Annotated in this window: 9 protein-coding genes; 3 read left to right on the top strand and 6 right to left on the bottom strand. The window is 64.4% G+C overall.

Annotation, left to right across the window (positions count from 1 at the left end):
* From ACP7B0_RS22885 to ACP7B0_RS22860, 6 genes are all read right to left on the bottom strand, one after another.
* The coding region (locus tag ACP7B0_RS22885) for an amino acid adenylation domain-containing protein (RefSeq protein ID WP_426144005.1) at positions 1-6,155 on the bottom strand (6,155 nt) is incomplete at its 3' end.
* A 48-nt stretch (positions 6,156-6,203) separates the two neighbouring features.
* Entirely contained in the window at positions 6,204-9,350 is a 3,147-nt protein-coding gene (locus tag ACP7B0_RS22880; RefSeq protein WP_426144003.1) for a non-ribosomal peptide synthetase, read from the bottom strand.
* A gap of 11 nt (positions 9,351-9,361) precedes the next feature.
* Positions 9,362-13,840 carry a condensation domain-containing protein gene (locus ACP7B0_RS22875; protein ID WP_426144002.1) on the bottom strand — a complete coding sequence of 1,493 codons (4,479 nt, stop codon included), beginning with the start codon at positions 13,838-13,840 and terminating at the stop codon, positions 9,362-9,364.
* 49 nt (positions 13,841-13,889) lie between these two features.
* Positions 13,890-14,870 carry a TauD/TfdA family dioxygenase gene (locus ACP7B0_RS22870; RefSeq protein ID WP_426144000.1) on the bottom strand — a complete coding sequence of 327 codons (981 nt, stop codon included), beginning with the start codon at positions 14,868-14,870 and terminating at the stop codon, positions 13,890-13,892.
* Positions 14,871-14,909: 39 nt separating this feature from the next.
* Positions 14,910-15,653, bottom strand: a complete 744-nt coding sequence (locus tag ACP7B0_RS22865) for a thioesterase II family protein (RefSeq protein ID WP_426143999.1) — start codon at positions 15,651-15,653, stop codon at positions 14,910-14,912.
* A gap of 257 nt (positions 15,654-15,910) precedes the next feature.
* Positions 15,911-17,557, bottom strand: coding sequence for a cyclic peptide export ABC transporter (locus ACP7B0_RS22860; protein WP_426143998.1), 1,647 nt, complete (start codon positions 17,555-17,557; stop codon positions 15,911-15,913).
* A gap of 199 nt (positions 17,558-17,756) precedes the next feature.
* On the opposite strand from ACP7B0_RS22860, the gene ACP7B0_RS22855 reads away from it, so the two are divergent.
* From ACP7B0_RS22855 to ACP7B0_RS22845, 3 genes are all read left to right on the top strand, one after another.
* Positions 17,757-18,668 (top strand): ABC transporter substrate-binding protein, encoded by a 912-nt coding sequence (locus tag ACP7B0_RS22855; protein ID WP_426143997.1) that lies wholly within the window; start codon positions 17,757-17,759, stop codon positions 18,666-18,668.
* Positions 18,661-20,649 carry a Fe(3+)-hydroxamate ABC transporter permease FhuB gene (gene fhuB, locus ACP7B0_RS22850; protein WP_426143996.1) on the top strand — a complete coding sequence of 663 codons (1,989 nt, stop codon included), beginning with the start codon at positions 18,661-18,663 and terminating at the stop codon, positions 20,647-20,649. Before ACP7B0_RS22855 ends, fhuB begins: the two co-directional genes overlap by 8 nt.
* Positions 20,650-20,810: 161 nt before the next feature.
* A complete protein-coding gene (locus ACP7B0_RS22845; RefSeq protein WP_426143995.1) occupies positions 20,811-21,830 on the top strand; it encodes a GNAT family N-acetyltransferase in 1,020 nt (339 codons plus the stop codon).
* Positions 21,831-21,870 lie beyond the last annotated feature (40 nt).

Here is a 21,870-nt window from a genome sequence, read left to right as displayed (position 1 = left end):
AACAGTGCGACCACCAGTTCTACTGAGCGCTCGGCCGAAACGGCCACCGGCACATCCGGCCCCACGCCCTGGCTTTGCAGCCAATGGGCGAGTTGATTGGCGCGGGCATCCAGCCCGGCATAGCTCAAGCGCGTGTCGCCATACACCAATGCCAAGGCATCGGGAGTGGCGCGCACTTGTTCGGCGATCAGGGCGGGCAGGCTTGGGTACTGCGGGTAACGCGTGTCGGTGGCGTTCCAGCCCAACAACTGATGGTGTTCTGTAGTGCCCAGCATGCACAACTCGCCGAGGCACACGGTAGACGCCCCCTGCGTTTGAGCCGCCATAGCCAGCAGCAGGTTCTGGAAATGCTCGCCGAGGCGAACCACGTTGCCTGCATCGAAAGCACCCAGCAAGTAACTCAACTGCACGTTCAGCGTATCGCCGGCATGGATCACCACGGTCAGCGGGTAATGCGTGGTCTCCCGCGAAACTACCTGGCCAAACCGCACGCCACTGCCGCTGCGCAAGGCACTGTCTACCGGGTAGTTTTCGAACACCAGCACGCTGTCGAACAACGCCTGACCGCCCTGCCCGGCCCAGCGCTGGATATCGAACAGTGGCGTGTGCTCATGCTCGCGAACCGCCAGGTTCAGCGATTGCAGGTCGCGCAGCCACTCGCCCAGACGACGCTCGGGGCCGGGCGACTGGATGATCGGCAAGGTATTGATGAACAGCCCCAGCACGCGCTCGGCATCGACCAACGCGGTGGGCCGCCCGGCCACAGTGGCACCGAAGGCAACGCTGCGCTGCCCGGTATAGCGCTGCAACAGCAGACTCCAGGCGCCTTGCACCAAGGTGTTCAAGGTCACTCGCTCACGACGGGCAAACGCCGCCAACGCCGAGGTGACGTCCGGGTTCAGTTGCAGACGCAGATCGCCATGTCCAGCCTGGGGCTGCACCGCCGGCAAGGCATCGGCCAAACGGGTCGGTTCATCCAGCTGACGCAGTTGTTCGCTCCAGAACCCCTGACTCAAGCGGGCATCCTGACGGGCAAGCCAGGCCAGGTAATCCCGATAGCGGCTGGCGCTTGCGGTAGGCGATTCGCCTCGGTAGTGAAGCAACACTTCTTCGATCAGCCGCGCCGTGGCCCAGCCGTCGAGCAGGATGTGATGGCGAGTCCAGATCAACTGGTAATCACTTTCACCCAGCCGTACCAGCAACACCCGCTGCAGCGGCGGCTGGCGCAGGTCGAAACCCTGGTCGCGCTCGGCATCGGCCAGTTCGGCCAGGTCCAGTCGGGCCTGATCAGCGGGTCGTGCGCGCCAGTCCAAATGCCGTACCGGCGATGGCAGGTGACGACGGATCCATTGCAGCGGCTGCGGCAAGTCGCCTTCCCAGACGAAACCGGCGCGCAGAATCGCATGTTCCTGAGTGACCCGCTCCCAGGCCGCAGCGAAACGCGGACCGTCCACATCGCTTAGGGGCACGCAGACCTGATTCACATAGGCGCTGCTGGCCCCGCCTTGCAGGGCGTGAAACAGCATGCCCTGTTGCAGCGGCGACAGCGGGTAAAGGTCTTCGAGGTCGGCGGCGGCTAGCGGTAGCGCGTCCAGTTGCGACTGGCTGACGGTCGCCAACGGGAAGTCCGAAGGCGTGACACCCGCAACGTCAGGGCTCAGGCAATGGTCGATCAGCTCGGCCAGGGTTGCCAGGTAGCGCTCAGCCAAGGCTTGCACCCTGTCGAGGTCGAAGCGCTCGGAGCCGTAGCGCCAGCTCAGTTGCAGGCAGCCATCGCGCACCTGGCCGGTGATGACCCATTCGCTGTCAGCGTCGGCGCTCGGGTCCAGAGACGCGCCGAGGCTTTCCTCGGCCCAGGCAAACAGGCCACCCGCCGAGCGGCCCGGATCAAACTGACCGAGGTAATTAAAGGTGACTTGCGGGGTCGCGCGGGCCGCCAGTTGGCACGCCAGCGCGTCCTCGCTCAAATAACGCAGTACGCCATACCCCAGGCCTTGACCGGGCACCTGGCGCAGTTGCTCCTTGATCGCCTTGATGGCTTGCGCGGGCGACTCACTGCCCGGTGCCAGTTGCAGGGGGTACATGGCCGTGAACCAGCCGACGCTGCGGCTCAGATCCAGATCCTCGGAAGCATCGGCCCCAAGCGAGCGGCCGTGTCCTTCGAGGAGGATGTCCACCGTCGGCTGGCCGCTCCATTGGCACAAGGTCCGGGCCAGCGCGGCCAACAGCAGCTCGTCGATGCGTGTGCGATAAGCGTTGTGAGCCGTGCCCAGCAAGGCACGGGTGCGCGCCGGATCAAGCTGCACGCGCACGTGGGCCGAAGTGCCCAAGGCACGACTGCCTTGCGGACGCTGCACGCGCAATGGGGTGGCTGGCGTTTCGGCATAAGCCTGCCAGTAGGCGTGCTCACTGTTGCCCAGGCCCTGGCGCGCAACGCCTGCAAGGTATTCGCCCCACGCCTTGAAGCTGCCGGTACGCGAGGCAAGCCTCAGAGGCGAACCGGCCAATGCCTGGGTATAAAGCTGCGCCAGGTCTTCGAGAAGGATGCGCCAGGACACACCGTCCACCACCAAGTGATGAGCGACCAGTAGCAAGCGTTGCTCGCCATCGCCCAGTTGCATCAGCACGGCTTTGAGCAGCGGCCCCTGGCTCAGGTCGAAACCGCGCTGGGCGTGTTCGCACACCGCGCTGATTGCTTCGGGGTCGGGGCTGCTCAGGGTCTGGCACTCCAGCAGCGAGGCGACGCCCTGGCCATGGTGGGCACGCCAGTGGTTTTCGACACGCCGGAATTGCAGACGCAGGGCATCGTGATGGGCGAACAGCGCCACCAGAGCCTTATCCAACGCACGGGGCTCCAGATTTTGTAGCGGTTGCAGCAGTAACGCCTGGTTCCAGTGGCCTGGCACCGGCACCGCCCGGGCGAAGAAATACGCCTGAATCGGCGTGATCGGCGCCTCCCCCTGAACCGGCCCACTGTCGGGGCGGGCGTGTTCCAACGGTACGGCAACCCGTGCCAGGGCAGCGATATGTTGATGCTCGAACAGGTCACGGGGGTTGAGCTGCCAACCGGCACGCCGCGCCCGGCTGATCACTTGCAGCGAGAGGATGGAGTCTCCACCCAGTTCGAAGAAATTGTCGGCGATACCGACCTGTTCCAGGCCCAACACCTCGGCCCAGATCGCCGCCAACGTCTGCTCCACCTCGCTGCGCGGTGCGATGTAGTCCTCGACAGCGATGTGCCCTTGCGGCTGCGGCAGCAACTTGCGGTCCAGCTTGCCGTTGGCCGATAAGGGCATCACGTCCAACTGCACCAAGCGCCACGGCACCATGTATTCAGGCACCTGCCGGGCCAGATGAGCCTTGAGCACCTCCTCTTCGATCGCGTCACCCACCCAGTAACCGATCAGCTTGTCGTCACGGGCAATGACCACGCTTTCCTGCACATTGGCGTGGCCGAGCAACACCGCTTCAATCTCACCCAACTCGATGCGCTGACCGCGCAGCTTGACCTGATGGTCGATGCGCCCCAGGTAGTCGATAGCACCATCGGCACGCCAACGCGCCAGGTCGCCGCTGCGGTACATGCGCTCGCCGGGGGCGCCGTAAGGATTGGCGACGAAGCGTTCGGCCGTCAGCGAAGGTCGTCCCTGATAACCCCGGGCCAGGTTGACGCCAGCGATGTACAACTCGCCCGCCACGCCCACCGGCACGGGATTGAGATCGGCATCGAGAATATGAATTTGCGTGTTGGCGATGGGCCGACCAATGGGCACGCTGCTCCCGTCTTCGCGGCACGCCCAGGACGTGACATCAATCGCCGCTTCGGTCGGGCCGTACAGGTTGTGCAGCTCACTGGCGGTTTGCGACAACACCTGGCGCTGCAATTCCGCAGGCAGGGCTTCACCGCTGCAAATGATGCGTTTGAGTGAGCTGCAAACGGGCAACTCGCCTGCCGATACGAAGGCCTGAAGCATGGAAGGCACGAAGTGCAGCGTGGTAATGCCGTGCTCGACGATCAGCTCGCGCAGCAACTGCGGATCACGGTGAGCACCGGGCGGGGCCATCACCAGCGTCGCGCCGCTGAGCAGCGGCCAGAAGAACTCCCACACCGACACATCAAAGCTGTAAGGCGTCTTTTGCAGCACACGATCAGCGGCAGTCAGGCCGTATTCGGCCTGCATCCATTGCAGACGATTGAGCAGGCCCGCGTGGCGATTGCCTACTGCCTTGGGCTTGCCGGTGGAGCCGGAGGTGTACAGGCAATAGACGAGATTTTCCGGGCCGATCTCCACCGTCGGCGCGGTGTGCAACTGGCCATCCAGTGGCAAGCGTTCCAGCGCATGTACCGGCACGCCGGCATCGCCAGACCATTTGTCCAGCAAGTGCGTTTGCGTCAACAGCAGCGGGCTGCCGCTGTCGGCCAGCATGCCTTGCAGGCGCTCACGGGGATGATCCGGGTCCAGCGGCAGATACGCGCCCCCGGCCTTGATCACCCCCAACAGTGCGACCACCAGTTCCACCGAACGCTCGGCCGAAATGGCCACCGGCACATCCGGCCCTACGCCCTGGCTTTGCAGCCAATGGGCGAGTTGGTTGGCGCGGGCATCCAGCCCGGCGTAGCTCAAGCGCGTGTCGCCATACACCAATGCCAGGGCATCGGGGGTGGCGCGCACCTGTTCAGCGATCAGGGCGGGCAGGCTTGGGTACTGCGGGTAACGCGTGTCGGTGGCGTTCCAGGCGTCCAATTGTCCCTGCTCGGCAACGCCCAGCAGCGGCAGGCTAAACACCGAAAGATCCGACGCGGCAACCATGCCCTGCAACAGCTGACACAGGTGCTGACCAAGCCGATCAATCGTCGTGGCGTCATAGAGCGCGGTGACGTACTCCAGCCGACAGTCGATGCCATCGGGGCTGGCGATGACATCCAGTGTCAGGTCGAAACGGGCGCTTTCCAGCTCAATATCCAGCACCTGCACATCCAGCCCCGGCAGACGCAAGGCTTCGGCGTCTCGGGAATGACGGAAATTGAACAACACCTGGAACAGCGCCGTATGGTGCAGATCGCGGGTCAGGTTCAAGCCGTCCAGCACGCACTCGAACGGGAAGTCCGCCTGTTCCAGTGCAATGTGGCTTTCCTTGCGCAGGCGGCTGCACAGGTTTCGGGTCGTCAGGTGCGGCTCAAGCCGGGCACGGTAGACCTGAGTGTTGACGAAGAAGCCGACGATGTCCTGCACTTGGGCATGGCTGCGGGCGGCGTTGGGCACGCCGACGGCGAAGTCCCGCTGGCCGCTGTAGCGCGCCAGCAGCACTTGCCAGGCACCCAGTAGCAACACGAATGGCGAGCAATGCTGTTGGCGGCAGAATTCCTGCACCGCACGGGCGGTGGCGGCGGGCACACGCACATCGTGACGCGCGGCTTCCAGACGCGGCGCGGCACTGCGTGGACGGTCGCTGGGCAGCTCCAGCACGGGCACGTCCTGGCCCAGGTACTCGCGCCAATACGCCTGGCTTTCAACGGCACCCTGGCCGGCAAAGCGCTGGCGCTGCCAGGTGGCGTAATCGGCGTAATCCAGCGGCAGGCCCGGCAAGGGCCGGTCATTGCCGCACAACGCGGCGGCATAGGCCTGGCCCAGGTCAGCGATCAGCAGCGGGTTGGACCATGCATCGGCGACGATATGGTGCAGACACAACAGCAACACCGCGCCCTGCGTGTCGCACAGCAGACTGGCCCGCAGCAACGGTGCCTGAGCGAGGTCGAACGGCACGGCGACGCGCTGGCGCAGTTCCGCTTCCAGGTTCGCGTCGGCGGGCAAGTGCGCGTATTCGAGGTGGAAATCCACCCTGGGCTCGATCACCTGCACCGGCTGATCATCGACCAGCACAAAGCGAGTACGCAGGCTGGCATGGCGTTCGATCAGCCGCCGCAAGGCAGCCTGCAATGCCGGAACATCCGGCTGGCCTTGAATACGCAGCGCCCGTGCCGAGTTATAGGCCGGGCTGTGCACTTCGTATTGCTGGAGAAACCACAAGCGGCGCTGAGCGAACGACAGCGGCGCTGGCCCATGCTCGGTGCGTCGGCCGGGCCCGGTAGGTGCGGCTGGCTCTTCATCATCAAGTAACAGGGCAAGCAATTCGTCGCGGTCGATATCGGTCATGGTCAATCCAATCCGGAATAGAGGGGGCCGACCTGAGCCGGCCCATTGTCAGTGGGCCGCCAGGCCTTTGGCGGCGCGAGCGTTGGCCAGCAGCCTGGCGCGTTCCTCGTCGCTGAGGCTGTCCAGTTCGCGGCGCAGGCGGGCGACTTTTTCCAGACGCGCCGGGTCGGCCAGTTCGCCAAGGGCCAACGCCAGGCCGGCCGCATTGGGGTGGTCAAAGACCAGACCGGGGGGCACTTCGAGCTTGAACATCGTGCGCAAGCGAGCCACCAGCTTGATCACCAACAGCGAGTGACCACCGGCTTCGAAGAAGTCGTCGTCCACACCCAGAGCGGTCGGGGCACAGTCGAGCAGTTCGGCCATGGCATCGCGCAGGCTGGCTTCGAGTTCGCTGGTCGGTGCGCGGGCGGGTTGACGGCGCGTCAGTTGGCCGGGATCGGGCAAGGCGTGGCGATCAACCTTGCCGTTAGCCAGACGGGGCAGACTCGCCAAGGCCAGCAGACGCGTCGGACACAACGCTTCGGGCAGGCGTTCGGCCAAGGCCGCGGGCAACTGTTGCAAGGCATCGTCGGCGACGCCTTGGGCCAGCACCACATAGGCGATCAGGCTGGCCGCGCCTTCCGCGGGCGACCACAACCGGGCCACGGCCTGCTCAACGCCCGGCAAGGTCAACAATGCCGCCTCGATTTCCCCCAGCTCGATACGCTGGCCCCGCAACTTGACCTGATGGTCCTGACGGCCCACCAGTTGCAGGCCGCCCTCGGCCCGATACCGTCCCAGATCGCCGGAGCGATACAGGCGCTGGCCCGGCACGCAGGGGTCGTCAACGAAGCGCTCGGCACCGGTTTCGCCCAGGTACCCACGGCAAAGCTGCGCGCCGCCGATATACAGCTCGCCCAAGGCACCGGTGGGCACCAGCCGCAAGCGGTCGTCGAGCAGGTACACGCGGTTGCCGTCGAGTACACGGGTCAGCGGCACCCGGTCATCGTGATCCGGCACGTTGGCCTGCAAGGGATGAAAAAGTACACCGACCGTGGTTTCGGTCGGCCCGTAATGGTTGAACAGGCGCAACGTGGGTGCTTGGGCGAACAGTTGTTCCACCAGCCGACGCGGCGTGGCTTCACCCCCAAGGATCAGGGTTGCGGGCAACAGTGGCGCGTCGCCTTCGAGCAAGGCCGCCAGATGCGACGGGACGAATTTCGCCACGTGCGGACGTTCCCGGGCCAGAAAACGACGGAACGCGGCACCCTCGGCAAGATCGTCGTGGCCCGCGATGACCAGTTCGGCACCCGCCTGCCAGGCACCGAACAACAGGGTATGACCCAGATCGACGGTCAGCGGGCTGGTCAGTGCCAGGCGCATGCCGGGTTCCAGCCCCAAGGCCGCGCAGGCCGACTGAGCGTAATTACGCAGCGCGCCGTGTTCGATGAGCACACCTTTGGGCGCGCCGGTCGAACCCGAAGTAAACAGCAGGTACGCCACGTGCCGGTCACTGAGAAGCGGTGGCTGGAACGGCAGCTCTGCATCCTGTGTCGCCTGCTCAAGGCTGGCGCTCGGCCACGGGCCCTGGGCGCTGCTGGAGGCCGGGTCGCACAGCACCAGGGCTGGCGCAGCGCGGGTCAGCAGATCGTGGCGACGTTCGTCCGGCCAGGCCGGTTCCAGCGGCACGTAGTAAGCGCCGACGCTGAGCACCGCGAGGATATGCAGCACGCCTTGCAGCGAACGCTCGCTCTCGATCGCCACACACTGCCCGACACCGACACCCTGGCCTTGCAACCAGCCGGCCATGTGCGTGACCCTCTGGTGCAATGCGGCGTAATCCAGGCGCTGCTGCCCCTCGCTGAGGGCCATGGCATGCGGGGTCTGTCGGGCGTGTCGGGCCAGACGTTGCGGCAGCCACTCACCCGCGGGCGCAGGCTGATTTGGCGCCAGTGCCAGCAGGCGTTGACGCTCGCCTGCCCCGATTGGCTCCAGGTCGGCCAAGGCAATCGCACCGTCGGCTGGCAGGGTTTCCAGCAGCGTGCTCAATTGTTCGAGCAGCACGTCAAGGCTGGCGGTGGTGTACGCCGCGCCATTGGCTTCGATATTCAGATACAGGGTCTGGCCCCAGAGTCGGGCGCGCAGGAGCAGTTCGAAGACGGGGCGGCCCGGGTAGGCAAGCACCTGATGGGGTGCAATGCGCGCCTGTTCAAGGACGAACCCCGCCATCAGCGGCGCGGGGCTGGAAGGCGCCTCGATTGGGCAGTATTCCTGCCAGCCGAGATGATCGCCCAGCCGACCTTCGGCCTGCTGCAACCATTCATCGAAGCGGCACATGGGGTCCAGCTCGACGCGCAACGGCAGGACTTTCTCGAATACACCCAACGTGTGCTCGAAGTGGTCATAGTCGCTGCGGCAATCGTGCAACCAACCGCCAACAAAGCTCCGCTGGCCGCCAAGGCGACCCAACAGCGCCCACCACAAGCCCTGCAAGATGAAGTCCAGAGGCTGCCCAAGACGATCCGCCAAGGCCTGAGCCCCTTTCAGCCTTGCTTCCGGCACTTCGAACTGTACGTTCAGTCGCTCTGCCTGAGCCGCCGCCGGGTGACCACGCAGGCCGAGGTGCAAGGGGCTGCCCTGGGCGGGATCGACCTGAGCGTGCTGCCAATAAGCGCGGCCTTGGGTGGCCTCTTCGTCGGTGGCCATGTCTTGACGCCATTGCACATAGTGCTCATAGCCCACGTCGCTGGCGACCGGCGTTTCGCCGCTGGCCAACAGCAACACGTCGGCGACCAGCCGTTCAAGGCTCGGCGGGTCCAGGGCCAGAGCGGCCGCCACGAACTCCACTTCGAACGTGCCATCCACCCGCACCCGGCGGCTAACGGCCAGCACTTCGTCTTCGTTCAGCGCCAACGCGGGTGCCGGGGTGTCCAGCTCAACCCAACGCACCGTGCTGCCCTGCCCGGACAGTGTCTGGCGCCAGCCCCGAAACCCGGAGACTTGCCGCCAGCACGCGCCAAGGATCGGCTGACTCGCCGCGTACCGTTGCAGCGCGGCCTGGATGTTCGCCACATCGTCCTGTGCGGTCACCGCGATTCGCAGTCGATGGCTGCCGGCATCGGGGCGTGCAGGGTCGCGGCCAATCAGGCAGGCACGCTGCTCGGGGCTCAAGGCCAGGGTCTGTTGCGCGGTCAACTCAAGGCTCAAATCATTCATCAAGGATGTCCTTAAACAGGGAGGCCGGCCGACTGGCCAATGTGCTCGCCGGTGTCTTCGGCCGCGCCGTCAAATACGCTGCGGTCGGTCATTTCGCCCATGGCCACGACGATCCGCCGTGGGCCTTCGAACGGGTCACGGGCATGGGCGACGAGCATGTTGTCGAGCATCACCACATCGCCACGCTGCCAGTCGAAGCGCACCGCACAGGCTTCATAGAGTTGGCCCAGTTGCTCCATGACGGCGTCGTCGATGGGCGTACCGTCCCCGAAATACACTTGGCGCGGCATGTTTCCGGCACCGACGATGCCCAGCAGATCGCGGCGCACATCGGCTTGCAGGCAATAGTCGTGGTGCAACTGGACCTGATTGAAAAATGACTTTTCCCCGGTGTACGGATGGCGGATCACCGCCGGGCAAGGCGTGCGAGTCTGCAAGCCGCCGTTGGCCAGCCACTTGAACTCCACGCCTTGCTCTCGGCACGTTGCCTCGACCACGGCGCGCTCGTCGGTCTTGTAGAAGTCGCGCCAATCCACGTCGAAGCCCGGGGTAAAGGTGCGCACGTACAACAAGCCCTTACGCTCGAAGGTCTCGGCCAGTTCAGCCGGCAACGCGCGGTACATGGCCCGGCAGTCGACGATAGGCGTAGCGCCACCCACCGGCGATGGCAGCTCGCAGAAGAACCATTGTTTACGTGGCCAGCGGCGCAGGTGTGCGCTTTCGTTGTGGAACAGAATCATCTGCCGCTCGGGGTATGGCGTGGACCGGTAGGTGTTGCGCCCGCCTTCTTTCTTCGGCAAATCACCATAGCCGCCATACAGCCCGGGCTGGATGGCCTCGGCGAAGGCCTCGAAATCCTGTGCGGTGCTCAACCCGAAACCACGCAGTAGCAACCCCGCATGCCGGCGCAGCTTGTCTTCGATGAACTCACGGTGCTGACTGGCCCATACACAAGGGTCGAGATCGGTGCTGACCGGCTCGATCACCAGAGGAAACTCACTGTCGGCATTCAGCGGCGTGCAACGCACGGCCGACTCGGCAGCCGGCGGCGTGACCTGACGGCTGAATGACTTGAGCTTGTCGCGCTTGGCCTCCAGCCGCGAGCGGCCACTGGCCGGGGCGACTGGCGCGGGTTGCAGCGCGCCAAGGGTCAAGGCAGCCAGAGGCTGGTCGGGCGTCGCGAGAATTTGCCCGAGCAGGTCGACCCAGGCATCGGCCCAGCAACGAACCCGCGCCTCATCGAAAATCGCCGTGGCAAACACCCACTCGCCCGTCAGACCTTCCGGGTGGGGAGTCAGGAACAGCGCCATGTCGAACTTCGAGGTCTGCGCGGGCGCGGCGAGCAATTCGGCGCTCAACCCCGGCACGGCAAACTGCCCACGCGGCATGCTGTGCAACACGAACAGCGCCTGGACCAACGGATTGCGCTGGCGCTCGCGAGGTACACCGCTGGCGTCGACGATCTGCTCGAAGGGCAGGTCCGCCTGTTCGAAGACCGCCAGGGAGTCTTCGCTGACGTGGGTCAACCATTGGCTGAATGACTGCTGCGCATCTATACGAGCACGCAGCGGGACGATGTTGACGAAGAAGCCAATGAGTTTTTCCAGCTCGGCATGGGGTCGACCGGCGATGTCGGTGCCGTAGATAAAATCGTCCTGCCCGGTGATGCGATGCAACAACCAGTCGAATGCACCGCGCAGGACCATGAACAGGCTGGCACCGTGGGCGCGGCCAAGCCTTTCAAGGCCCGCGACGTGTTCGGCGCCGAGCTGGAACGTCACGCTGGCCCCCGCGGTCCGTGGCGTTGCAGGGCGCAGTCGGTCGGTGGGCAAGGCCAGTTGCTGCGGCGCGTTACGCAGGTAATCACGCCAGAAATCCTGTTCACGCTGGCGCTGGGCGCTGCCGGCCTTGGCGTTTTGCCAGGCCGCGTAGTCGCTGTACTGGATGTTCAACGGGGCCAGCGAAGGTTCGCCATCTGCCAACCGTGCCTGGTACAGCGCACCCAGTTCCTGAACCAGCACGCCAAATGACCAGCCATCGCCGATCAAGTGATGCAGGCTCAATAACAAGCGGTGCTCCTGACCGTTGAGGCGCACCAGCGTTGTGCGCAGCAATGGCGGCCGTTGCAGATCGAACGCCTGTCCCGCCGCTTCGGCTTCCGCCACGGCCAGGGCGGTCGCCTGCTCGGCGTCGCGCAGACCGCTGAGGTCAAGCAGGGGCAACGCCAGCTCAACCGGGTGGACGCAATGCACCCGCGCAACGCCATCCGTTCCCGGCACAAAGGCACTGCGCAAGCTCGTCTGACGCTGCATCAAGTCGTCCAGCGCAGCTTGCAGGGCGTCCACCCGAAGGTCGCCACACAAGCGTAACTGGGCAACCATGTTGTACGCAGCCTGGCCCTGCTCGCCGCCCAACTGCTGTGCCAGCCACAGGCTGCGCTGCACCGGCGACAGAGCCTGCGGCCCGCTGGCCTGCATGCTCTGCAACGGTATGCCGGCGGCCAGACGCGGCGCGGCGTCGATCATGGCGGCCAAATGAGCAAGGGGTTTGGCGGCGAACAGCGCACTCAGCGGCAATTCCACGCTGAACTCGGTACGCACCCGCGCCACCACTTGCACGGCGGCCAGGGAGTGACCGCCCTTGGCGAGGAATACGTCGTCGCGACTGATCTCGACACCCTCGAACACCTCGGACCAGATCGCCGCCAGACGCTGCTCGGTGTCGCCCCGAGGCGCGGCACCGCTTTGCCCGGTCGGACGCTGACCCACTACCGGTCGGCGGTAGACGTAATAAGCGTCCAGTTCGCCGGTTTCCAGGCGCTGGCGGCAGGCCGAACGCTGCAGCTTGCCACTGGTGGTTTTGGGCAGGGCAGCCGGTTCCAGCAAGGCGATGACACTGGCGGGTTCCTGCTGGGTTTCGCTGACCACTCGGTCGATGGCGTCGATCAATGTCTGTGGGTCGAATTTTTTTTGCACGCTGCGGCCGATCTCGGCGGCGATGCCGATGCATTCGCGGCCATCGACCTGCACCGGGAACGCGGCGACGCGACCTTTGCGTACTGCTTCGACGCCCTGCTCCACGGCTTTTTCAATGTCTTGCGGGTAACGGTTCTGGCCGCGAATAATGATCACATCCTTGGCTCGCGAGGTGATGAACAGGCCGCCGTTGTGAAGAAATGCAAGGTCACCGCTGCGCAGCCAACGTCCATCGGGCAGGTCAAGGAAGGTCTTGGCGGTGGCCTCGGGATTGCGCCAGTAGCCATGAGCGACACTGGGGCCACGCACCCAGATTTCGCCGACGGTGTCTTGCGCCACCGGCTGCAGGGTTTGCGGGTCCATCAGGCGCACCTGATCATCGAACAGCAGTCCGCCGCTGCTGACCATTTCAGTGCCGGACGGGTCGGGCACCACCCGGCCATGGGCCAGTTCCTCGTGGTCCACATGCAAGGTGTAGTACGGGCCACCACGGATATTACTGGTGACCATCAAGGTCGCTTCGGCCAGGCCGTAGCAGGGATGCACGGTGGTTGGCCTGAGTCCCGCCGGCGAAAAGCGCGCCACGAAGTCAGCCAGAGTATCGGCTCGTACCGGTTCGGAACCGCAAAACGCCACACGCCAGCCGCTCAGGTCCAGTTCGGCGAGCAGGTTGTCGCGCACGGTCTCGGTACACAAACGGAAAGCGAAGTCCGGCCCGCCGCTCAGGGTGCCATCATAGCGGTGGATCGCCTCCAGCCAGCGCGCTGGTCGGGCAAGGAAGTGTTGGGTGGTCATCAATACCAGCGGCACGCCAGCATAGATCGGTTGCAGCATGCCGCCGATCAGCCCCATGTCGTGATACAGGGGCAGCCAACTGACGAATACATCCCCCGGGCGGGTGCCGAAACCCATTTGCAGCAGGCGCTGGTTGTCCAGCAGGTTGGCGTGAGTGACTTCGACGCCCTTGGGTTCGGAGGTGGAGCCGGAGGTGTATTGCAGCATGGCGATGGCGTCGCCCGACACTTCACGTGGCTGCCAGCTCCGGGTCGCTTGCCCTTCGAGGTCCTGGACGCTGGCCACCGCAGGCAGGCTCGTCAGGGTCAGGCCGTCACGCAATAGCAGGGACGCCTCCAGCGCACCGTGCTCACAGAGAATCAGCGACGGCTCGGCATCCATGGCCATGCCTTGCAGGCGTTCGGTATGGAACTGACGATTGCGCTCCGGCGGATAGGCTGGCACCGCGATCAAACCGGCATAAAGACAGGCGAAGAACGCCACGATGTAGTCCGGCCCATTGGTCAGCAGCAGGAGTACCCGATCCCCCTCCTCAGCATGTTGCTCAAGACAGGCAGCCAGGTGCCGGACTCGGGCGTCGAGCTGGCCATAGGTGTACAACTCGGTGGTTTCGTTGCCATCGCCGAGAAAGCGCAGGGCCAGTTGCTCGCCTTGTTGTTCGGCGCGCTGCGCCAGCATTTCGATGAGGGATTGGGGTTGAGGCTGATGTGGGATGGCCATGAGGCGTCCTCCTGCAATCGCAAAAAAATCAGAAATAGTCGAGGGTTGCTCAGCGCGCGTCGGTGCCGTGGGGTTCGGCCATGGCCACCACCACTTTGCGCGGTCCTTGAAATGGCGCGCGCCCGTGGGCGGTCAGCATGTTGTCGAGCATCAGTACGTCGTTGTCCTGCCAGGCGAACTCGACTTGCTCCTGCTGCATGACGCCCCGGATGTCTTCGAGCAGGGTTTCTTCCAGCGGACTGCCGTCGCCGTAATAAACGTTGCGCGGCAAGTCCTCCTCCTCGATCAGGTCCAGCAGGGTTTCGCGCACTTCCTCGGGCAAGTTGGACACATGAAACAGGTGCGCCTGGTTGAACCACACCGCGTCGCCGGTAAGCGGGTGAGTGGCCACTGCCTGACAGACCTGACGCGTGCGCAGACCGCCATCGTCCTTCCATTCCAGACTGATGCCATGAGCGTCGCAGTAGGCGCGCACGACGTTGCGGTCCTCGGTGTTGAATACCTGCTCCCAGGACACGTCCAGGCCGTTGCCGTAGTTGCGGGTGTACATCAGGCCTTTGCTGGCGAACCGCTCGCGAATCTGCTCGCCAACCCGTCGGTAGATCGCCCGGCTGTCACCAATCGGCGTCGCGCCTCCTACCGGAGACGCCTGCTGGCAGAAAAACCAGATTTTCATTGGCCAGTCCCGGGTATAGGCCTGCTCGTTGTGTAGCGGAATGTGCTGATGCGGGGGGTATTCGGTGGAGGTATAGATCCCGGCAGTCACATTACTGCGCGGCGTTGAGCCGAACTCGTAGGTGAGCAGGTCCGAACCGAAACCGACGGCGAAACGGCGAAAACGCTCGGCATCCTGCACATCGAAGCCACGCAGCAGCACGCCACCGGCACTGAGCAGTTGCTGATCGATCAATGCACGCAGATCGGGCAGGCAAGCCGACAGATCCAGGCCAGGCTCACGGGCCTCGATCAGCAGGGGCAATGGCGTATCGGCGTGGCGCAGGGGCCGGATGTCGAAGCGTGAATCAAGCATGAAAGACTCCACGGAAAGATAAAGGCGGCACGGCCTGGGTCAACCCAGGGCGCGTAACGAAGGGAGCGGACGACGCTGCGCCTGGGCCAGCGCAGCCAGACGCCGCAGAAAGTCGGCGCGCTGGCGATGCAGGAAGAAATGCCCGCCGACGCACATTTCCAGCTGAAACGGCCCACTGCATTCGGTTTCCCAGGCCGCCAGGGCACTGACCGCGACGCTGTCATCACGCCCGCCGAAGACATGCAGCGCGCAAGGCAGAGGACTGCGACGAGGCGGTTGATAGCGATCGCCAAGCAGGAAGTCGGCGCGCAGCACGGGCAACACCATGGCCAGCAACTCGGGATCGTCGAGCACCGCCTGAGGCGTGCCGTCGAGACGGCGCAATTCGGCGATCAACTCGGCATCGCTCATGGGTTGCGCATCCGGCTTGCCGTCGCGCTCGGCGGGTGCAGTACTGGCCACGGCGATCAAGGCGCCGGGCGGCTGGATGCCCAGAGCAATCAGGGCATGGGCCACTTCCAGCGCAACGACACCCCCGACGCTATGGCCGAGCATCAGATAAGGGCCGTCGATCAAGGGTGTTAACTCGCTCGCCAGGCTCGCTGCCAGGCTGGGCATGTCCACCTGCAACGGCTCATCACCACGCCGACCATGGCCGGGCAGCTCGACGGGCTGCACATCGAGCCAGTCCGGCAGGGCGGAACGCCACGGAGCGAACGCCATGGCGCTCGCCCCGGAACAAGCGAAGCAGAACAAGCGGATGCGATCGGATGCGACGGACACTGCGAATCTCCTTGGAAGCAGTCGACAAGCCGGGCCGGCCTTGCCTGGAACACTGCTAATAAGGACGAAAGAAATGCGCGGGGAATTAAGTGTCTTTGATAAATAATGTCATTTGCGGGATGGGTGGGGCGCGGGTGCCAGGGGCAGCCTTGGCCGCAAGGGTGCGGCCCCGACCGAGCCGCCTCTATGGCGGCATGCCCGGGGGGCGGTCCTCGGTCGGGAAAGCCGCTTGTGTTGCTCTACCGCGTCAGTGACGGTCAAATCACCGGCTGCAACTCCGGCGCTACGGCGTTCGATTGTCGATGGACGATCTGACCGCGTTCAAGCTTGATCAACTGATCAGCCAGATGGAAGTAGCGGTCGTCGTGAGAGATGACCAGCAGCGTCTTGCCCTGAGCTCGCAGCTCGGGCAGGAGCTCGCAATAGAACACTTCGCGGAAAGCCGGATCCTGATCAGCGGCCCATTCGTCGAAGATGATCACCGGCCGCCCTTCCAGACAGGCGACGATCAACGCCAGACGCTTGCGCTGACCCTGTGACAGCTCGCGGGTAGAGAACGAACCATTGCTGACGCTGACCTTGTGGTCCAGATGCAGCTTGGCCAGCCACTCGCCCGCCTGGGTATCCAGACTGGCGTCCGGCGCTTCAAGCAAGGTGTCGAACAGGTGGAAGTCCGAAAATACCGCCGAAAACAGCTGGCGATAATCATCCCACTCGTCTGCCGCCACCGTCCGGCCATCGACGCGCAACTCGCCGCTTTCGGGTCGATACAGGCCCGCGATGAGCTTTGCCAGCGTGGTCTTGCCACTGCCGTTACCGCCGACCAGAAAGGTAATCTCGCCAGGGTTGAGGGTCAGCGCTACCGGCCCGAGGGTGAAAACCTCGTCTTCACGCTCGCTGAAATAACCATGGGTCAGGCCATCCAGCTGCACGGTTACACCCTTGGGCAGCACGGCAGGGCTCGGCGTGTGCAGCTGGTCTTCAGCCTTCAATTGCGCGAGCGTTGCCTCGATGCGCGCACTGGCGACCCGTGCCTGGCTCATTTGCGGCAGGTTCAGCAACACGCCTTCCAGCGGCCCCATCATGTACAGGAACACCATCACGTAACCGGTGATTACCGCCGTATCGGACGGTATCCACAAACGCAGGAACAGCACCACGCCGATCAACACCAGAAACAGCAAACGCCCCCAACCGCCGGTAATCGCGAACAGCATCAGGCCCTTGGCGCGGTTGTGCCGCACCTGCTCGACGGCATTGACCAGCACTTCATCAAGAAAGCGCCGCGCCTTGGAGCGGTTGAGCTTGAGCTCCTTGGCCCCCGAGATCATGGCGTCGAAGTGGCCGAAGAGTTCGTCCTGACTGGAACCGGCCTTGCGGAAGTACTGGAGCATGTGCGAATGGCACAGGTGGTAACCCAGTGAGCCAAGACCAATGGCAAGCACCGAGACCAGGAAAATCGCCCAGGACAGATACGCCAGGTAGCCGAGGCAACCGAGCACCACCACAGCACTGGTTACCAGCATCGGGAAACCGGTGAAGAAATTCGACAAGGTGGTGGTGTCGTCGGCCAGGGCCGCCTGGATGCGCCCGCGTCCTGCCTTTTCCAGCCCGCGCAGGGGCGCGGCGACGACATGCCGCGAGATGTGCAGACGCAGGGTGGCCAGGCCTTGCTGACTGAGTTGCGCGAACAGCGTTCTGGACAACACCTGACTGCCCATCACCAGGGCTATCACCAGCACGAAGGGCAGCGCGTAGCCGGCCAGCCCGTCCAGCGGTGAGTTCAGGGCCTGATTGATCAGCGCCACCAGCAGCACGTTGGCCAGGCCGCAGACCAGGCTTGCGCCAATGGCCACGGCTAACCGAGTGCGCGATGCGCGGACCAGCATACTGAACAATGACATGGTGTCTCCTTGGGGTCGGCTGGCGCAGGCCGTCATGCCCTCGCCGTCGATAGATTGGGGTCACAGGAGTAAACGAAGCCTGGAGGCGATTCTTTAAGCCGGGCGGGTCGACATTATTACAGGTATTGGGAATAAGATGCTGTTGCTATAAACTCGCATCTTCGCCACGAGGCGATCTGCCTGCTTCGGAGTTGCTGCAATGCCCATTACCCGCCGTCGAGCCCTGACCGGCCTCGCGTTGCTGCCGGTCGCGCTGTGCGGCTCATCACTGGTTCGCGCTGCCGGGCCGACATTGCCCAAAGTCGATATCGTCAGTTTCGAGCCCGCCCTCACCGAAAGCCTGCTGGGCCTGGGCGTGGCCCCCAGAGCAGTGGTCAACGCCGGCTACTATCGCGAGTACGTCGCCCATCCGGAAATGCCCGATGACGTCATCGACCTGGGTCCGAGCATCGAGCCAAACCTTGAATACCTGCAACGCCTGGCACCGGGCCTGATCATTGGCACTTCCTGGCAGCTTGAGGGCACGTTGCTGGGCCGCATCGCACCGTTGCGCACGTTCGATATCTATACCGCCAAGGCCCAGCCCTATCACAATGCCAGCCAGGTGATGCTGGACCTCGGTGATCTGGTGGATCGTCGCGCCCAGGCGCAAGACCTGCTGGAACAGACAGATCATCTGCTCGACGACTTACGCGCCAGGCTCGCGCCGATCAGTGATCGTCCGGTCTATATCGCGCGCCTCAATCCGGACGGCCGTCACCTGCTGATGTTCGGTGCCAAGGGCATGTATCAGGCCGTCCTCGAACGCCTGGGCCTGCGCAATGCCTATCAGGGTCGCACCAACGCGTGGGGCGGCAGCCCCGCAGTGGGCATCGAGACACTGCTCGAACATCCCGAGGCCTCGCTGCTGTATTACACCAACCCCAACGAAGCCATCGCGGCGCAACGTCGGCTGGACAACAGCCCGATCTGGCGCGCCTTGCCGATGATCCGCGAAGGCCGCACTCAAGCGTTGCCCCGCTTTTACCCCAGCGGCGGCTTACTGACTGCGCAACGCCTGGCCCTGTCGATCACCGAGCATTTGCTCGCCATGGAAACCCACCATGCCTGACCGAACCTCACGCCTGCGCCGCCAGCCTGCCTGGCTGGCCCTGGGCCTGCTATTCATCGCCCTGGCCTTAAGCGTTCACCAAGGCAGTTCGCTGCTCGCCCAGGCCTCATGGAGCAACGCGTTCGGCCCTGTGGCCTCCAATGATCTGCCCGCCTTGCTGGTTCGCTACAGCTACCTGCCGCGCCTGGTCATCAGCCTGCTGGTGGGCGCGGCGCTGGCGTTGGCCGGGGTGATCTTTCAGCAAGTGCTGCGCAACCCCATCGCCGAGCCCACCACCCTGGGCGTCGCGTCCGGCGCTCATCTTGCCCTGGCCGCCTGCGCGATCTATGCGCCAAGCCTGCTCGACGGCGGCCAGGAAGGCGTGGCCCTGGTCGGTGCGGGCCTGGGCATGCTCGCGGTGCTAGGGCTAGCCTGGAGCCGACGCTTGTCCCCCGTGGCACTGATTCTTTCAGGGCTGATCATCAATCTGTATTGCGGCACCCTGAGCACCCTGCTGGTGCTGGCCAACCACGAAGTACTGAGCAACCTGTTCATCTGGCAGTCGGGGTCGCTGAATCAGAACAGCTGGCAGGATGTCTACCACCTGGCACCACGCCTGATGGTTGCGGCGGTGCTGGCCACCCTGCTCGCTCGCCCGCTGGAGTTACTAGGCCTCAATGATGCGGCGGCGGGCAGCCTCGGTCTGTCACCGAACCGCCTGCGCCTGATGGCCCTGGCGGTCGCGGTGGCCTTGAGCGCCAGCGCCATCGCCAGCGTCGGGGTCATCGGTTTCGTCGGCCTGGCCGCCCCGGCACTGGCTCGCCTGGCGGGTGCCCGCACGTTGCGCCAGCGGCTGGTCTGGGCACCGCTGTTCGGGGCGTTGCTGCTGTTATTGGCCGACCAGGTCGTGCAAAGCCTGGCAGCGCTGCTTGGCGGGGAAATGCCCACCGGCATCTTCACTGCGTTCCTTGGCGCACCGCTGCTGCTGGTGCTGCTGACCCGCCTGCATGAAACCCGCCTCAATCAACCCGCCCAACGCGCCGCCGTCCACGTTGCCCCGCTCAAACGCACGGCGTGGATCATGCTCGCGGTGCTGGCGGTGTCCCTGTTCCTGGCGTTGACCTGGGGGCGCGGCCCGGAGGGCTGGCATTTCAGCGGTGGCGCGGAGTTCGACGCCCTGCTGCCATGGCGCGCGCCAAGAGTGGCCGCCGCGTTCGCCGCTGGCATCCTGCTGGCCCTCGCGGGCACTCTCATGCAGCGCATGACTGGCAACCCCATGGCCAGCCCGGAAATGCTCGGCGTCAGTTCCGGTGCTGCGCTGGGCGGTATCCTTGCCTTACTGGTAGTGCCGGGTTTCAACCCCTTGGTACTGCTGTTGGCGGCCACCTTCGGAGCGCTGCTCGCGCTGCTGGCCATTGTCGCCCTGAGCTGGCGCAGCGCCTTCGCACCGGATCGCATGCTGCTCACCGGTGTCGCACTGAGTACGCTGCTCAACGCGTTCGCCGCGCTGTTCATGGTCAGTGGTGACGCCCGGGTGTTGCTCATGCTCAGCTGGATGACCGGCTCGACCTATCGCATCGACACCAGTCAGGCCGTGGTCATCTGCGCCCTGGCGGTGCTGTTCCTGCTGGTCACGCCGCTGTGCAATCGCTGGCTGGCGATCATGCCCCTGGGTGCAGAACGCACTCGGGCACTGGGAATTTCGCTGAGCGGCAGCCGACTGGTCTTGCTGCTGCTCACCGCCGTGATGACGGCGGCCGCCACCCTGGTGGTCGGCCCGTTGAGTTTCGTTGGCCTGATTGCCCCGCACATGGCACGCCTGCTCGGCGCGCAACGGCCTGTCGCGCAATTGATGCTCTCGGCATTGCTGGGCGGCACGTTACTGGTGCTGGCTGACTGGCTCGGTCGCAATCTGGTGTTCCCGTGGCAAATCCCTGCCGGGATGTTCGCGACGTTCATCGGCGGGCCGTATTTCATGTGGTTGTTGGCGCGCAAGCGCTGAAAAAGGCCCGAATGCAGGTTATTTTCAATAAATGTAAATAGTTGTGATTCCTATTCGTTACAGACTTACCTAAGCTATGCCCTGAATGAATGAGCCGGGCCAACGCCCGGCAGCGTTCCTGCGGGCCGGCATACGCGAGCAACCTCTAACGGAGAAGCATCATGACCACGCCGAACTTCACCCTGCACCTGGCTGACGGCCGTAGCGTGATCGCCCAAGTGACGGACGATGGCAACGGCAGCCTGGCCATTGAAGGCGTCGAACCCGTGCATTTCCGCCGCCAGGACGGCTACGTGCTACTGGAAAATATGCCCGAGGCGTTCCCGGTCAGTGGCCTGCTGGCGCTTCTCGGTCAGGTCTTCTGCAATTCGTCCCGCGTCCCGACGCTGGAAATCAGCGCACCACTGTCCATCGACCGCGCACGCGATGCCATACGCCAAGGGGTGTTCGACACCCTGCTCGGCCATGACGGCCGCACGGCCCGCCTGGCCTGCGCGCGCAGCAGCTTTTGGCAACACCCGCTGCCGTGGCTGACGACCCCTTCCGCCGCAGGCATGCCGTTGCGCTACACCTTCAGCGGCGACAAGCGTCACCCGCAGCGCCCACCGATCCCGCACGGCGAGGTCTATCGCCGCGAACTGCCAGGCCTGAACACCACCTTCACCCTGCGCACCGTAGACATCGGACTCGACCTGGAGCGTTTCAACCGCTGGATGAACCTGGAGCAAGTCGCGTTCTTCTGGGAGCAAACGGGCAGCCTGGACGAGCATGCCGCGTACCTGCAACAGATGCTCGACGACCCGCGAGTCTTGCCGTTGATCGGCAGCTACAACGACGAGCCGTTTGCCTATTTCGAGATTTACTGGTGCAAAGAGGACCGCATCGCCCCTTATTACGACGTACAGGACCACGACCGTGGCTGGCACGTGGTGGTCGGCGAGAGCAAGCACCAGAGCGCCGGCAAGCTCAAGGGCTGGTTCCGCTCGCTCATGCACTACATGTTCATCGACGAGCCGCGCACCCAGCGCATCCTCGGCGAACCGCGGATCGACCACACCCGGCAGATCGGCTTCCTGGAGTCCCAGGGCTACGGCAGGCTCAAGACCATCACCCTGCCGCACAAGAAGGCCGCCCTGCTGCGCCTGGAACGCGAGACGTTCTTCGACGATTACTACCCCTGACCGTTCACGGTTGGCCGCCCGTTGCCTGATGGGGATCGAG

Source organism: Pseudomonas sp. DWP3-1-2 (assembly GCF_049896285.1).
GTDB lineage: Bacteria > Pseudomonadota > Gammaproteobacteria > Pseudomonadales > Pseudomonadaceae > Aquipseudomonas.
The sequence above is the reverse complement of the archived record's forward strand: the minus strand, read 5'-3'. Positions and strand labels throughout refer to the sequence as shown.